The sequence below is a fragment of the Pseudomonas sp. B111 genome, from assembly GCF_026428275.1.
In the GTDB taxonomy this organism is placed as follows: Bacteria; Pseudomonadota; Gammaproteobacteria; order Pseudomonadales; family Pseudomonadaceae; genus Pseudomonas; species Pseudomonas aeruginosa.
This window is the reverse complement of record NZ_CP097857.1, coordinates 4,053,217-4,066,944: the sequence shown is the minus strand read 5'-3', so window position 1 is coordinate 4,066,944 and position 13,728 is coordinate 4,053,217. Positions and strand designations below refer to the sequence as shown.

12 protein-coding genes and 1 pseudogene are annotated in these 13,728 nt (G+C 66.4%); 10 read left to right on the top strand and 3 right to left on the bottom strand.

What is annotated here, in order from left to right; translation table 11 throughout:
* Nucleotides 1-5 precede the first annotated feature (5 nt).
* From M6E97_RS18940 to M6E97_RS18915, 6 genes and pseudogenes are all read left to right on the top strand, one after another.
* Nucleotides 6-311 carry a BolA family protein gene (locus tag M6E97_RS18940; RefSeq protein ID WP_003109415.1) on the top strand — a complete coding sequence of 102 codons (306 nt, stop codon included), beginning with the start codon at nt 6-8 and terminating at the stop codon, nt 309-311.
* A 164-nt stretch (nt 312-475) separates the two neighbouring features.
* The gene (locus M6E97_RS18935) at nt 476-1,414 is read left to right on the top strand and encodes a rhodanese-related sulfurtransferase (protein WP_003109414.1); all 939 of its coding nucleotides are present in this window, start codon (nt 476-478) and stop codon (nt 1,412-1,414) included.
* A gap of 39 nt (nt 1,415-1,453) precedes the next feature.
* Nucleotides 1,454-2,056 carry a DsbA family protein gene (locus M6E97_RS18930; protein ID WP_003140842.1) on the top strand — a complete coding sequence of 201 codons (603 nt, stop codon included), beginning with the start codon at nt 1,454-1,456 and terminating at the stop codon, nt 2,054-2,056.
* Nucleotides 2,049-3,839, top strand: coding sequence for an ABC transporter ATP-binding protein (locus M6E97_RS18925; protein ID WP_003106581.1), 1,791 nt, complete (start codon nt 2,049-2,051; stop codon nt 3,837-3,839). The genes M6E97_RS18930 and M6E97_RS18925 overlap by 8 nt, the downstream gene beginning before the upstream one ends.
* Before the next feature lie 294 nt (nt 3,840-4,133).
* Nucleotides 4,134-6,589 (top strand): annotated as a pseudogene (locus M6E97_RS18920) (EAL domain-containing protein).
* Between the two features lie 74 nt (nt 6,590-6,663).
* Complete coding sequence (locus M6E97_RS18915) at nt 6,664-7,446, top strand: TenA family transcriptional regulator (protein ID WP_003085869.1); 783 nt, start codon at nt 6,664-6,666, stop codon at nt 7,444-7,446.
* A 50-nt stretch (nt 7,447-7,496) separates the two neighbouring features.
* Here M6E97_RS18915 and M6E97_RS18910 read toward each other — a convergent pair whose 3' ends face one another.
* From M6E97_RS18910 to M6E97_RS18900, 3 genes are all read right to left on the bottom strand, one after another.
* The gene (locus M6E97_RS18910; RefSeq protein WP_003140841.1) at nt 7,497-8,456 is read right to left on the bottom strand and encodes a quinone oxidoreductase family protein; all 960 of its coding nucleotides are present in this window, start codon (nt 8,454-8,456) and stop codon (nt 7,497-7,499) included.
* A 25-nt stretch (nt 8,457-8,481) separates the two neighbouring features.
* Nucleotides 8,482-8,655 carry a DUF1427 family protein gene (locus M6E97_RS18905; RefSeq protein ID WP_003109411.1) on the bottom strand — a complete coding sequence of 58 codons (174 nt, stop codon included), beginning with the start codon at nt 8,653-8,655 and terminating at the stop codon, nt 8,482-8,484.
* A gap of 83 nt (nt 8,656-8,738) precedes the next feature.
* Nucleotides 8,739-9,527 carry an AraC family transcriptional regulator gene (locus M6E97_RS18900; protein ID WP_023107175.1) on the bottom strand — a complete coding sequence of 263 codons (789 nt, stop codon included), beginning with the start codon at nt 9,525-9,527 and terminating at the stop codon, nt 8,739-8,741.
* A 321-nt stretch (nt 9,528-9,848) separates the two neighbouring features.
* Between M6E97_RS18900 and hppD the strand changes: the two genes are divergently transcribed.
* From hppD to arfB, 4 genes are all read left to right on the top strand, one after another.
* Nucleotides 9,849-10,922, top strand: a complete 1,074-nt coding sequence (gene hppD / locus M6E97_RS18895) for a 4-hydroxyphenylpyruvate dioxygenase (protein WP_003085882.1) — start codon at nt 9,849-9,851, stop codon at nt 10,920-10,922.
* 297 nt (nt 10,923-11,219) lie between these two features.
* Complete coding sequence (locus M6E97_RS18890) at nt 11,220-12,638, top strand: amino acid permease (protein ID WP_003085884.1); 1,419 nt, start codon at nt 11,220-11,222, stop codon at nt 12,636-12,638.
* A 152-nt stretch (nt 12,639-12,790) separates the two neighbouring features.
* A complete protein-coding gene (locus M6E97_RS18885) occupies nt 12,791-13,174 on the top strand; it encodes a lysozyme inhibitor (RefSeq protein WP_003085889.1) in 384 nt (127 codons plus the stop codon).
* Between the two features lie 120 nt (nt 13,175-13,294).
* On the top strand, nt 13,295-13,708 hold the full coding sequence (gene arfB / locus M6E97_RS18880) for an alternative ribosome rescue aminoacyl-tRNA hydrolase ArfB (RefSeq protein ID WP_003105972.1): 414 nt from the start codon (nt 13,295-13,297) through the stop codon (nt 13,706-13,708).
* The last annotated feature ends 20 nt before the right edge of the window (nt 13,709-13,728 follow it).

The window sequence follows — 13,728 nt, the reverse complement described above, 5'->3', positions numbered from 1 at the left end:
TCGCGATGAGCATGCGTGACCGTATCCAGACCGCCCTGCAGCCCCTCGATCCGCAACACGTCGAGGTGCTCGACGAGAGCCACATGCACAGCCGCGGGCTGGAGACCCACTTCAAGGTGGTGCTGGTCAGCCCGCAGTTCGCCGGGTTGAACGCGGTGAAGCGGCACCAGAAGGTATATGCCACCCTCGGTGGGTTGATGGGCGAGTTCCACGCCCTGGCGCTGCATACCTTCACCCCTGAGGAGTGGAGCCAGGCTGCGGTGCCGTCCTCGCCGACCTGCCGCGGCGGGAGCAAGCACGACATACCCTGAGACGGCGTCCGTCGCGGCGGGGTGCAGAGCCTGCCCCTGCTGCGCTAGACTACGCACCCAGCGCCGGCCTTCCGCCGGCGTTGTCGTTTCCATGGCGCCAGCGGCTGGCGCTTTTCGTTCCGGTCCGCCCTTTACGCGGGCGACCACCTGGAGGCTATATCCCCATGACATCCATCGTCGTGGCGGCGCTGTACAAGTTCGTGACTCTCGACGATTACGTGGCGCTGCGTGAACCCCTGCTGCAAACCCTGCTCGACAACGGTGTGAAAGGCACCTTGCTGCTGGCCGAGGAAGGCATCAACGGCACCGTCTCCGGTAGCCGCGAAGGCATCGATGCGCTGTTCGCCTGGCTGCGCAGCGATCCCCGGCTGGCCGATATCGAGCACAAGGAATCCTACTGCGACGAACAGCCGTTCTACCGCACCAAGGTCAAGCTGAAGAAGGAAATCGTCACCCTCGGCGTGCCTGGCGTCGATCCGAACAAGCAGGTCGGCCAGTATGTCGAGGCGAAGGACTGGAATGCCCTGATCAGCGATCCGGAAGTCCTGCTGATCGATACCCGCAACGACTACGAGGTGGCGATCGGCACCTTCGAGGGCGCGGTCGATCCGAAGACCAGGTCGTTCCGCGAGTTCCCCGAGTACATCAAGGCCCACTACGACCCGGCGCGGCACAAGAAGGTGGCGATGTTCTGCACCGGCGGCATCCGCTGCGAGAAGGCTTCCAGCTACATGCTCGGCGCCGGTTTCGAGGAGGTCTTCCACCTCAGGGGCGGCATCCTCAAGTACCTCGAAGAGGTGCCGCAGGAACAGAGCCTGTGGCGCGGCGACTGCTTCGTATTCGACAACCGCGTGACCGTGCGCCACGATCTTAGCGAGGGCGAGTACGATCAGTGCCACGCCTGCCGCAACCCGGTTTCGCTGGAAGACCGCCAGTCCGAGCACTACGTGCCCGGCATCAGCTGTCCGCACTGCTGGGACTCGCTGAGCGAGAAGACCCGCGCCGGCGCTCGCGAGCGGCAGAAACAGATCGAACTGGCGCGGCAGCGCAACCAGCCGCACCCGCTCGGTCGCGATCCGCGCCAGTCCACGCTGGAGAACTGAACCTTGGCCAAGGCCCGCCTGCTGTACGTGATGGACCCCATGTGTTCCTGGTGCTGGGGCTTCGCCCCGGTCGCCGAGGCGCTGTCCCGGCAGGCGGCCGCCGACGGCGTCGCTTTCCACCTGGTAGCCGGTGGCCTGCGCGCCGGCCACGGCGCGGCGCTCGACCCGAATACCCGCGGCTACATCCTCGGCCACTGGCAGACCGTGCAGCAGACCACCGGCCAGCCGTTCCGCTTCGACGACGCGTTGCCCGAAGGCTTCGTCTATGACACCGAGCCGGCCTGCCGGGCCCTGGTGGCGGCGCGCAGCCTCGACGAGGAAAGCGCCTGGCCGCTGGTGAGGGCGATCCAGCGGGCGTTCTACGCCGAGGGTCGCGATGTCACCCAGGCGGCGGTGCTCGCCGACCTGGCGGAAGCGGTGGGAATTCCACGCATCGAGTTCGCCGCGGCCTTCGACAGCGGCGAGGCGCGTGACGCCACCGCCGCCGATTTCGCCTGGGTCCAGGATCTTGGCATCGCCGGGTTCCCGACCCTGCTGGCCGAGCGCAACGGCCAACTGGCGTTGCTCACCAACGGCTACCAGCCGCTTGCCGAACTTTCACCCTTGCTCGGCCGCTGGCTGGAACGGGGCCGGCATGAGTGAGCGCGGAGACCGCCTGAGCTGGGCGGAGATTCGTCGACTCGCACTGCGCCACAAGAAAGCCCTGTTGCTCGCCAACCTGGTGGCGGTGCTGGCCACCCTCTGCACCGTGCCGATCCCCTTGCTGCTGCCGTTGCTGGTGGACGAAGTGCTGCTCGGCAAGGGCGACGGCGCGCTGCGTTTCATGGACCGCCTGTTGCCCGCCGACTGGCAGGTGGCGTTCGGCTACATCGGCCTGATGCTGGCGGCGACCCTCCTGTTGCGGGGGGCGGCGCTGGTGTTCAACGTGCTCCAGGCGAAGCTGTTCGCGCGGCTGTCCAAGGACATCGTCTACCGCATCCGCCTGCGTCTGATCGAGCGCCTCCGGCATATCGCCCTGGGCGAATACGAAACCCTCGGCGGCGGTTCGATCAGCGCCCACTTGGTGACCGACCTGGACACCCTGGACAAGTTCGTCGGGGAAACCCTCAGCCGCTTCCTGGTCGCCTTGCTGACGCTGCTCGGCACCGCCGCGATCCTGGTCTGGATGCACTGGCAGCTGGCCTTGCTGATCCTGCTGTTCAACCCGCTGGTGATCTGGTCCACGGTACAACTGGGCAAGCGCGTCAAGCACCTCAAGAAGCTCGAGAACGACAGCACCGCGCGCTTCACCCAGGCGCTCACCGAGACCCTCGAGGCGATCCAGGAAGTCCGCGCTGGCAATCGCCAGGGCTATTTCCTCGGCCGTCTCGGCCATCGCGCCCAGGAAGTCCGCGACTACGCCGTGGCCTCGCAATGGAAAAGCGACGCCGCCGGGCGCGCCAGCGGCCTGCTGTTCCAGTTCGGCATCGATGTGTTCCGCGCCGCGGCGATGCTCACCGTGCTGCTCTCGGACCTGTCGATCGGCCAGATGCTCGCGGTGTTCAGCTACCTCTGGTTCATGATCGGGCCAGTCGAACAGCTGCTCGGCCTGCAATACGCCTACTACGCCGCTGGCGGCGCGTTGCAGCGGATCAACGAGTTGCTGGCGCGGGCCGACGAGCCGCGCTACCCGCCGCTGCGCGATCCGTTCGCCGGCCGCACGACCGTTGGCATCGAGGTGCGCGGGCTGGATTTCGCCTACGGCGAGGACAAGGTCCTGGAGCAGTTGGACCTGAACATCGGCGCCGGCGAGAAGGTTGCCCTGGTCGGCGCCAGCGGCGGCGGCAAGAGCACGCTGGTGCAACTGCTACTCGGCCTCTACAGTGCGCAGCGCGGCAGCATCCGCTACGGCGGGGTGCCCCTGGAGGAAATCGGCCTGGACTGCGTGCGCGAACATGTCGCGGTGGTCCTCCAGCATCCGGCGCTGTTCAACGACAGCGTGCGGGCCAACCTGACCATGGGCCGCGAACGCAGCGACCAGGCCTGCTGGCGGGCTTTGGAGATCGCCCAGTTGGCCGACGGCGTGCGGCGCCTGCCGCAGGGGCTGGACACCGTGGTCGGGCGTTCCGGGGTGCGCCTGTCGGGCGGTCAGCGGCAGCGCCTGGCGATCGCCCGGATGATCCTCGCCGAGCCCAAGGTGGTGATCCTCGACGAGGCCACCTCGGCCCTCGACGCCGCTACCGAGTACGCCCTGCACCAGGCGCTCGGCGACTTCCTCGAAGGCCGCACCACATTGATCGTGGCTCATCGGCTGTCGGCGGTGAAGCAGGCCGACCGGGTCCTGGTCTTCGATGGCGGGCATATCGCCGAAGACGGCGACCACCAGCAACTGATCGCCGAAGGCGGCCTCTACGCCCGGCTCTACGGACATCTGCAACAGATGTGAGGCGCCAGGCTGTCGCCTGGCGGTTTTTCTCGTATATTCCATATAAGACATCCGGTTTTTATTGGCTGCGGCAATAAAAAACGCTGTCTGTTCCGCCAGGTGCAGGGCAGGTTCGGCAAACAGCCACTAGACTCCTACTGTTTGCCGGGTGTCCGCCTCCTCCAGCGTCGTGGCTGCCGGCAGGCAAGGCCTCGGGAGTTCTGCGACGGGATCTTGAGCGGCCGACAGGTGATGCAGTCAGGGGTGACGGAGACGGCACCCGATCGCTTAGCGCCAGTTTGAATGGTAGATGGAATGAGGCAGAACCGGACTCTCGACAAGCCCCGCCTGCTCGGCCTGGTATGGCCCTTCATCGTCGTGGTGCTGTTGCAGGCCATGCTGGCGGGCGGCAGTCTCTACGTCCTCTCCGCGGTGCGCAGCTATGTCGGCGGCGAAAGCCTCTGGTCGAAGGGCCAGAAGGATGCCATCTACTATCCACCCTCTATGCCGACTCACGCGCCGACGAAGACTTCCGCCGCTACGAGGAGGCCATCGCGATCCCCCTCGGCGACCGCGAGATGCGCCTTGCCCTGGACCAGCCCGACCCGGACATCGAGGCGGCCCGCCAGGGCATCCTCAAGGGCGGCAACCATGCCGACGACGTTACCGCGATCATCTGGCTGTACCGCAACTTCCACGACTTCAGTTACTTCGAGCGCGCCATCGAGCTGTGGCTGGTGGGCGACAAGTACGTCATGGAACTGATCGACGTCGCCGGCAAGATGCGCGCGGGCATCGGCACCGGGCAGGCCAGTGCCGAGCAGGTGCAACAGTGGAAGACCGAGATCCACGCGATCAACGAGAAGGTCACGCCGGCGGCCAAGGCCTTCAGCGACGCCCTCGGCGAGGGCTCGCGGGCCTTGCTCAGGCTGCTGCTGGTGGCCAACCTGACCACCGCCAGCGTGCTCATCCTCCTGGCGTTCCTGCGTACCCGGCAACAACTGATGCAGCGCCAGGAAGTGGAGAACGCCCTCGATGCCGAGCGCGAACGGGCCCAGATCACCCTGGCCTCGATCGGCGACGGAGTGATCACCGCCGACACCCAGGGGGGCATTTCCTACCTCAACCCGGCCGCCGAGCAGATGACCAACTGGACGCTGGACAAGGCCCGCGGCCTGCCCCTGGCGTCGCTGTTCCGGATCGTCGACGAAAGCTCGCGGGAGGAGGGCATGCTGCTGATCGAGCAGATCCTCAGCGGCGAGATCGACGGCGGCCGCGAGCATTCCAAGCTGGTCCTGCGCCACGACGGCAGCAGCGTGCCGGTGACCCTGGTGGGCGCGCCGATCCATCGCGGCGGCGAGATCACCGGGGTGGTCCTGGTGCTTCACGACATGACCCGCGAGCGCCAGTATATGGCGCGCCTGTCCTGGCAGGCGACCCACGATGCGTTGACCGGGCTGACCAACCGCCGCGAGTTCGAGTATCGCCTGCAGATAGCGCTGGAACGCCTGGAGCGCAACAGCGGGCGGCACGCCCTGATGTTCCTCGACCTGGACCAGTTCAAGCTGGTCAACGACACCTGCGGCCACGCCGCCGGCGACGAACTGCTGCGCCAGGTCTGCACCCTGCTGCAACAAGGCTTGCGCGAGGGCGACACGCTGGCGCGGCTGGGCGGCGACGAGTTCGGCATCCTGCTGGAGAACTGCCCGGCGGAAAAAGCCGTGGAGATCGCCGACCATCTGCGCAAGACGGTCCAGGACCTGCACTTCACCTGGAGCGGGCAGCCGTTCAACTGCACCGTCAGCGTCGGCCTGGTGCACCTGCTGCCGGGTATCTCGACCCTCGAGGAGGCACTGCGCTCCGCCGACATGGCCTGCTACATGGCCAAGGAAAAGGGGCGCAATCGGGTCCAGGTGTTCCATCAGGACGACGTCGAACTGTCGATGCGCTTCGGCGAGATGACCTGGGTCCAGCGCATCCACCTGGCGCTGGAGGAAGACCGCTTCAGCCTCTATGCCCAGCCCATCGTGCCGCTGGGCGAAGGCGCGGAGGAGGGCTTGCACGTCGAACTGCTGCTGCGCCTGCGCGACGAGGGCGGGCGCCTGGTGCCGCCGCTGAGCTTCATACCCGCCGCCGAGCGCTATGGCCTGATGACGCTGATCGACCGCTGGGTGGTGGAGAATGCCTTCCGCACCCTCGTCGAGCGCGCCCAGGACCCTCGCGCCGAGCCGATCGGCACCTGCGCCATCAACCTCTCCGGCGCGACCATCGGCGACGAGTCGTTCCTGCAGTTCCTCACCGAGCTGTTCGCCCGTTACCGCATTCCGCCGCAGACGATCTGCTTCGAGGTCACCGAAACCGTGGCGGTTGCCAACCTGGCCAGCGCCATCCGCTTCATCAACGAGCTCAAGGACACCGGTTGTCGTTTCTCCCTGGACGATTTCTGCGCCGGCATGTCGTCCTTCATCTACCTCAAGCACCTGCCGGTGGATTACCTGAAGATCGATGGCAGCTTCGTCAAGGACATGCTCGAGGATCCCATCGATCGCGCCATGGTCCAGGTGATCAACCATATCGGCCACGTGATGGGCAAACGTACCATCGCCGAGTTCGTCGAGACCGTCGAAGTGATGGAGGCGCTGCGCGAGATCGGCATCGACTATGCCCAGGGCCTGGCCATCGGCGCGCCCCTGCCGTTCAGTCGCCAGCCTCCGGGCGCAGGGCTGGATGCCCAGGGCCTGTGGCCGAGCCTCGGACAGAACCTCCGGTAGGTGACCGCGGAGCGAAGAAAGAGTAGTTTCGCTGCTATGAGGCCGTTGCCGAGAAGAAGAGAAGGGAGACGGGTGTGAGCGAGTTCTTTGACCGTACGGGCCCCTTGCAGGAGGCGGGAAGCTATCCGCAGTGGGCGCAGCAACTGATCGTCGACTGCCAGGCGAGCAAGGACCGGGTTTCCGGCCACGAGCTGTACCGGCGCATGCGCGACGCCGAGCTGAGCCCGGCGCTGATGCGCCTGTACCTGATCGGCGGCTGGCCGGTGGTCGAGCAGTTCCCCTTGTACATGTCGCAGAACCTGCTGAAGACCCGTTTCGCCCGCCATCCCGGCGAAGACATGGCGCGCCGCTGGCTGATGCGCAATATTCGGGTCGAACTCAACCACGCCGACTACTGGCTGCACTGGGCCGAGGCCCACGGCGTGAGCCTGGCCGAGATCCAGGCGCAAGACGTGCCGGCCGAACTGCACGCGCTCAGCCACTGGTGCTGGCACACCTGCGCCAGCGACTCACTGCCGGTGGCCATGGCCGCCACCAACTACGCCATCGAAGGCGTCACTGGCGAGTGGTCGGCGCTGGTCTGTTCGAACGGCGTCTACGAAAACGCCTTCCCCAAGGAAGGCCGCAAGCGCGCCATGAAGTGGCTCAAGCTCCACGCCCAGTACGACGATGCCCACCCCTGGGAGGCGCTGGAGATCATCTGCACCCTGGCCGGCACCAATCCCAGCGCCGAGCTGCGCCGGCAACTGCGCGACGCGATCTGCAAGAGCTACGACTACATGTACCTGTTCCTCGAGCGCTGCATGCAGCTGGAGGAGGCGCGCAGCGCCCGCAAGCTCGCGGTCGGCGCGGAGTAGTCTTGCGCGCAGCGGAATCCCGGCGTGTTCTGCCGGGATTCCGCTGGTCCTCAAGGCACCAGGATGATCTTCTCGCAGGTGCCTTCGTTCACTGCCCGGTACTGCTCAACGCCCTGCTCCAGCGGGACTTCCCGCAGCCCGTCCGGCAGCGGCAGGCGGCCCTGGTCGAACAGTTTGCCGAAGGCGTCGAGGAAGCCTGCGCAGGCTTCCACGCCATAGAGCAGCGAGTTGATCCCCACCACCGAGCCACCGCGACGGTACAGGTTCAACGCCGGCAGGCGCACATGGCCGTCGGCTGGTGCGGCGATGATCGCCAGGCGACCGAAGGCGGCCAGCGCCGGGACCGCCGCCTCGAGCCAGAAACCGGTCGTATCGAAGATCACCTCGGCACCGCCGGGGAAGATCCCTTCCACCTGTGCCGCCAGTTCGGCCGGCTCGCCCAGCAGCAGCGCGGCGATGCCCTGCGCTTCCAGCGCCTGGCGTTGCTCCTCGCGCCGCACCGCGCCGATCGCTTCGGCCCCCAGGGCCTTGGCCAGCGCCAGCGCGGCCTTGCCGACCGCGCCGTTGGCGCCGATTACCAGGAGCCGGGTGCCGGCCTTGACCTGGCTGCGTTGCAGGGCGTCCCAGGCGGTGCTGTAGGGCACCCCGCAACTGGCGGCCTGGGCGAAGCTCAGGCTTTCCGGCTTGAGCGCGACGCCGGCGGCCGGCAGGGTCAGGAACTGCGCGTGGCTGCCGTCGCGGAAGAATCCTGGCTCCCGCCCGGTGCCCCAGACCGCCTGGCCGAGCAGGGCCTTCGGTCCCTCCACCACCACCCCGGCGAAGTCGCGGCCCGGTACCCGGGGCAGGGTGGTATAGGGGAAGCGGCCGAGGACGTTCTTCACGTCGCTCGGATTCAGCCCGGCGGCGCGGATTTCCACCCGCACCTCATCGGCGGCGGGAAGCGGGTCGGGCATGTCCACCAGCTTGAGGGCGGCGAGGTCGCCGGTACGGTCGAATTGCAGTGCTTTCATCGGGGGCTCCGTGTCGTCGCGGCGATCAGTGCAGCCACTGCTGCAGCAGGTCGCGGCCAAGGGGGAAAAGCTGTTCGCCGAGCTGCATGCCAAGCAGGCCGACCAGGGCGATGGCGGGTGGCGCCGGCGAGCGGAAGTCGAGTACGGCGTAGAGCAGGCCGACCAGCAGGCCGATGCCGAGGGAGATCAGGTAGTTCATGGCGGCTGACAGGGACGGTGAACGATGGTGCCAGTCTAGTTGGCCGAAAAAACATCTATCGGCCAATCGCTATCGAATACCGGTCAAGGCTGGAACGGCTGGTGATGCTCGGCCCTGTACTCGGTGGGAGAGACGCCCAGCTCGCGGCGGAACATGTCGCTGAAGGCGCTCGGCGTATATCCCAGGGCATGGGCGATGCCTGCCACCGGACGGCCATCGATGAGCGCGGCGGCGGCGGTCGCCAGCTGCACCTGCCGCCGCCAGTCGGCGAAGCCCATGCCCAGGCTGCGCTGGAACAGGCGCGAGAGGGTCCGCACGCTGGCCCCGGCGTCTTCGGCCAGGCGCTCCAGGCCGATGTCCAGGGAGGGATTGGCCATCACTGCCTGGCACAGCGCGAGCAGGCGCCTGTCGGAGGCGTCCGGCAGCGGTACGCGGAGGCTGGAACGGCGCGCGCGGCCGAGTTCGAGCACGGCGAGATCGGCCAGCGCCCGATAGTAGTAGGGGTCGCTCTGTCGTTCCTGCTCCACCAGGCTGACGATCAGCTCGCGCAGCAGCGGGCCGACCACCAGCACCAGGGTGCGGTCCTCCAGGCCGCGGGAGAGTTCCGGGCTCAGGTAGATGTTGCGCATCTGCAACTCGGAGGCGACCCGCACCGCATGGCGCAGGCCCGGCGGCAACCAGACCGCCCGTTGCGGCGGGACCGGCAGGGCCTCGTCGGGCGTCTCCAGCCACATCATCCCGGACACCGCATAGAGCACCTGGCCCCAGGCGTGCTCGTGGGCATCGACGCGGTGCCCGGCAGGATAGCTGCGGGCGACGCCGCGCAGGGGCCGGCGGCTGTCGCTCAGGTCGGGTGGGGCGGGTCGTGCCATGGGAATGCCGTCGCGGAGTAAAGACGCAGGTTAACCGCTTGACGCCGATCATGCAGCGCCGGCTTTCAGCGCAGCCGTGACAGCGCTGCTGGCAGCTTTTCGCTCCGCCCTGTAAAGATAATTTTACGAAGACCGGGCGTTCGCCATGCATGCCGCCGGCGCGTAAGGAATAGTTGCCAGAAACCCTGCGCCAGGCCCTGCGCCGGGCCCTGCCGACGGCTTGTCCGCCGCGCCGCCACGGGGTGAGATGAAGGCATCTCCCATGTCGCCGGCCGCCTGGACCGGCGGCGGTCCATTCAACAAGAACAACGAGGAGGCCGGATGAACGCCGTGGCCAAGATCGAACAGCACAATCCCATCGGTACCGACGGATTCGAATTCGTCGAGTTCACCGCCCCCGACGCCAAGGGCATCGAGCAGCTGCGCCAGCTGTTCAACATGATGGGCTTCACCGAAACCGCCAAGCATCGTTCCAAGGAAGTCTTCCTGTTCCAGCAGAACGATATCAACATCGTGCTCAACGGCAGCCCGACCGGGCATGTCCACGAATTCGCCCTCAAGCACGGCCCGAGCGCCTGCGCCATGGCCTTCCGGGTGAAGAACGCTTCCCAGGCCGCCGCCTACGCCGAATCCCAGGGTGCCAAGCTGGTGGGCAGCCACGCCAACTTCGGCGAGCTGAACATCCCCTGCCTGGAAGGCATCGGCGGTTCGCTGCTGTATCTCGTCGACCGCTACGGCGACCGCAGCATCTATGACGTCGACTTCGAGTTCATCGAAGGCCGCAGCGCCAACGACAACTCGGTCGGCCTGACCTACATCGACCACCTGACCCACAACGTCAAGCGCGGCCAGATGGACGTCTGGTCCGGTTTCTACGAGCGCATCGCCAACTTCCGCGAGATTCGCTACTTCGATATCGAAGGCAAGCTCACCGGCCTGTTCTCCCGCGCCATGACCGCGCCTTGCGGGAAGATCCGCATCCCGATCAACGAGTCGGCCGACGATACCTCGCAGATCGAGGAATTCATCCGCGAATACCATGGCGAAGGCATCCAGCACATCGCCCTGACCACCGACGACATCTATGCCACGGTGCGCAAGCTGCGCGCCAACGGCGTGAAGTTCATGTCGACCCCGGACACCTACTACGAGAAGGTCGACACCCGCGTCGCCGGGCATGGCGAGCCGCTCGAGCAACTGCGCGAACTGAACCTGCTGATCGACGGCGCCCCGGGCGACGACGGCATCCTGCTGCAGATCTTCACCGACACGGTGATCGGCCCGATCTTCTTCGAGATCATCCAACGCAAGGGCAACCAGGGTTTCGGCGAGGGCAATTTCAAGGCCCTGTTCGAGTCCATCGAGGAAGATCAGATTCGCCGCGGCGTGATCTGATCCCGCTGCCGCCAGCCTCTTCCGGGGCTGGCGGTTTTCCTTGCGCTCCGCGTTTCCGTTCCAGCGGCGCCGATCGCGCCAGCCTTGCCCGCACCGCCGAGCCACGAGCCTGGCGGCCCATTCACGTCACGTACAACAACAAACAGGTGACGCATGATCCGTGAGTCCTTCCTTCGCCCAGCCGACCGCCCGCCGCCACGCGCCCCGCATGGCGCCCGCCGTGCTCCTGCCGCCTGAGCCGCACGGCCCCGTTTCGCCTCCGACAACAATAAATTTCCACTTGCGTGAGATAACTCAATGGACGGCCAACATCCGCATTCGGGCGAGCTCAAGCGCGGCCTGAAGAATCGTCACATCCAGTTGATCGCCCTCGGCGGCGCCATCGGCACCGGCCTGTTCCTCGGCTCGGCCGGGGTGCTCAAGTCGGCGGGCCCGTCGATGATCCTCGGCTACGCCATCGCCGGTTTCATCGCTTTCATGATCATGCGCCAGCTCGGCGAGATGATCGTCGAGGAGCCGGTTGCCGGCTCCTTCAGCCACTTCGCGCACAAGTACTGGGGCGGCTTCGCCGGCTTCCTCTCCGGCTGGAACTGTTGGGTGCTGTACATCCTGGTCGGGATGTCGGAACTGACCGCGGTCGGCAAGTACATCCACTACTGGTGGCCGGAGGTGCCGACCTGGGCCACGGCGGCGTTGTTCTTCGTCGTCGTCAACGCGATCAACCTGGCCAACGTCAAGGCCTTCGGCGAAGCCGAGTTCTGGTTCGCGATCATCAAGGTGGTGGCGATCATCGGCATGATCCTGCTCGGCTGCTACCTGCTGTTCAGCGGCAGCGGCGGTCCGCAGGCTTCGGTGAGCAACCTCTGGGCACACGGCGGTTTCTTCCCCAACGGAGTGAGCGGCCTGGTGATGGCCATGGCGATCATCATGTTCTCCTTCGGTGGCCTGGAAATGCTCGGCTTCACCGCGGCCGAGGCGGACAAGCCGAGGACGGTGATCCCGAAGGCGATCAACCAGGTGATCTATCGCATCCTGATCTTCTACATCGGCGCCCTGGTCGTGCTGCTCTCGCTGACGCCCTGGGACAGCCTGCTGCAGACCCTCAACGCTTCCGGCGATGCCTACAGCGGCAGCCCGTTCGTGCAGATCTTCTCGATGATCGGCAGCGGCACTGCCGCGCACCTGCTGAACTTCGTGGTGCTCACCGCCGCACTGTCGGTGTACAACAGCGGCACCTATTGCAACGGCCGCATGCTTCTCGGCCTGGCCGAGCAGGGCGATGCCCCGCGCGCGCTGGCCAGGGTCGACAAGCGCGGCGTACCGGTACGCGCCCTGGTGGTATCGGCGCTGGTGACCTTCCTCGCGGTGGTGGTGAACTATGTGATCCCGCACCAGGCGCTGGAGCTGCTGATGTCGCTGGTGGTGGCGGCGCTGGTGATCAACTGGGCGATGATCAGCATGGCGCACCTGAAGTTCCGCGCGCAGATGGACCGCCAGGGCACCCGCACGCACTTCCGCGCGTTCTGGTATCCGTACGGCAACTACCTGTGCATGGCCTTCGTGGTGTTCATCCTCGGCGTCATGTTGCTGATCCCCGGCATCCAGGTCTCGGTCTATGCCATCCCGGTCTGGCTGCTGGTGATGTGGGCCTGCTACCGACTCAAGGGAGCCCCGCGGCCGATGCCGGGCCTGCGGGTGAAGCCGGTCACCGAGTGATCGATGGGGCGCCGGCGCGCAGAGGAGAGGGGAGCGCTCCTTTGCGCGTCCCGGCGGCCCACAAGACTTTTTCTAGGGGCGCCTGTCGTTGACGCGGCAGGTGCCGAATTCCTACAGTGGCAGCGCCATTTTTTCTCGTTAGAGGGATTTCCATGAAAAAAGCGCTCTGGCTGCTTCTGGCTGCCGTTCCCGTGGTCCTGGTCGCCTGCGGCGGCAGCGACGACGACAAGCAGACCGCCCAGGTCGATTACCTGGCCCTGCCGGGGGATGCCAAGCTGGATACCCGCAGCGTCGACTACAAGTGCGAGAACGGTCGCAAGTTCACCGTGCAGTACCTGAACAAGGGCGACAACAGCCTCGCCGTGGTGCCGGTCAGCGACAACTCGACGCTGGTCTTCAGCAATGTGATTTCCGCCTCTGGCGCCAAGTACGCCGCCGGCCAGTACATCTGGTGGACCAAGGGCGAGGAAGCCACCCTCTACGGCGACTGGAAGGGCGGCGAGCCCACCGACGGGGTCGCCTGCAAGGAGCGTTGAGTTCGACCTGGCGCCTTAGCCGAAATGAAGGAACCCGGCCGCGGCCGGGTTTCTTTTGGCCTGCTTTTCCGCTCGGCAAAGGGGGTATGCTGGCAGCCCGTTGGTCCACCGTGCCGCCCCATGCTGATCATCTCCAATGCCGTCCACCTGCCCGACCATGAGATCGAGCTGAATGCCATTCGCGCCCAGGGCGCCGGCGGGCAGAACGTCAACAAGGTCTCCAGCGCGGTGCACCTGCGCTTCGACATCCAGGCCTCGTCGTTGCCGCCGTTCTACAAGGAGCGTCTGCTGGCACTGAACGACCAGCGCATCAGCGGCGACGGCGTGGTGGTGATCAAGGCCCAGCAGTACCGGACCCAGGAGCAGAACCGCGAGGATGCCCTGGAGCGCCTGGCGGAGTTGATCCGCAGCGTGGCCAAGGTGCAGAAGGCGCGCCGCCCGACCAAGCCTACGCGCGGCTCGCAGAAGCGCCGGCTGGACGGCAAGGCCAAGCGCGGCGCGGTGAAGGCCGGGCGCGGCAAGGTGGATTTCTGATCCGGCCGGTCTTCGCGACG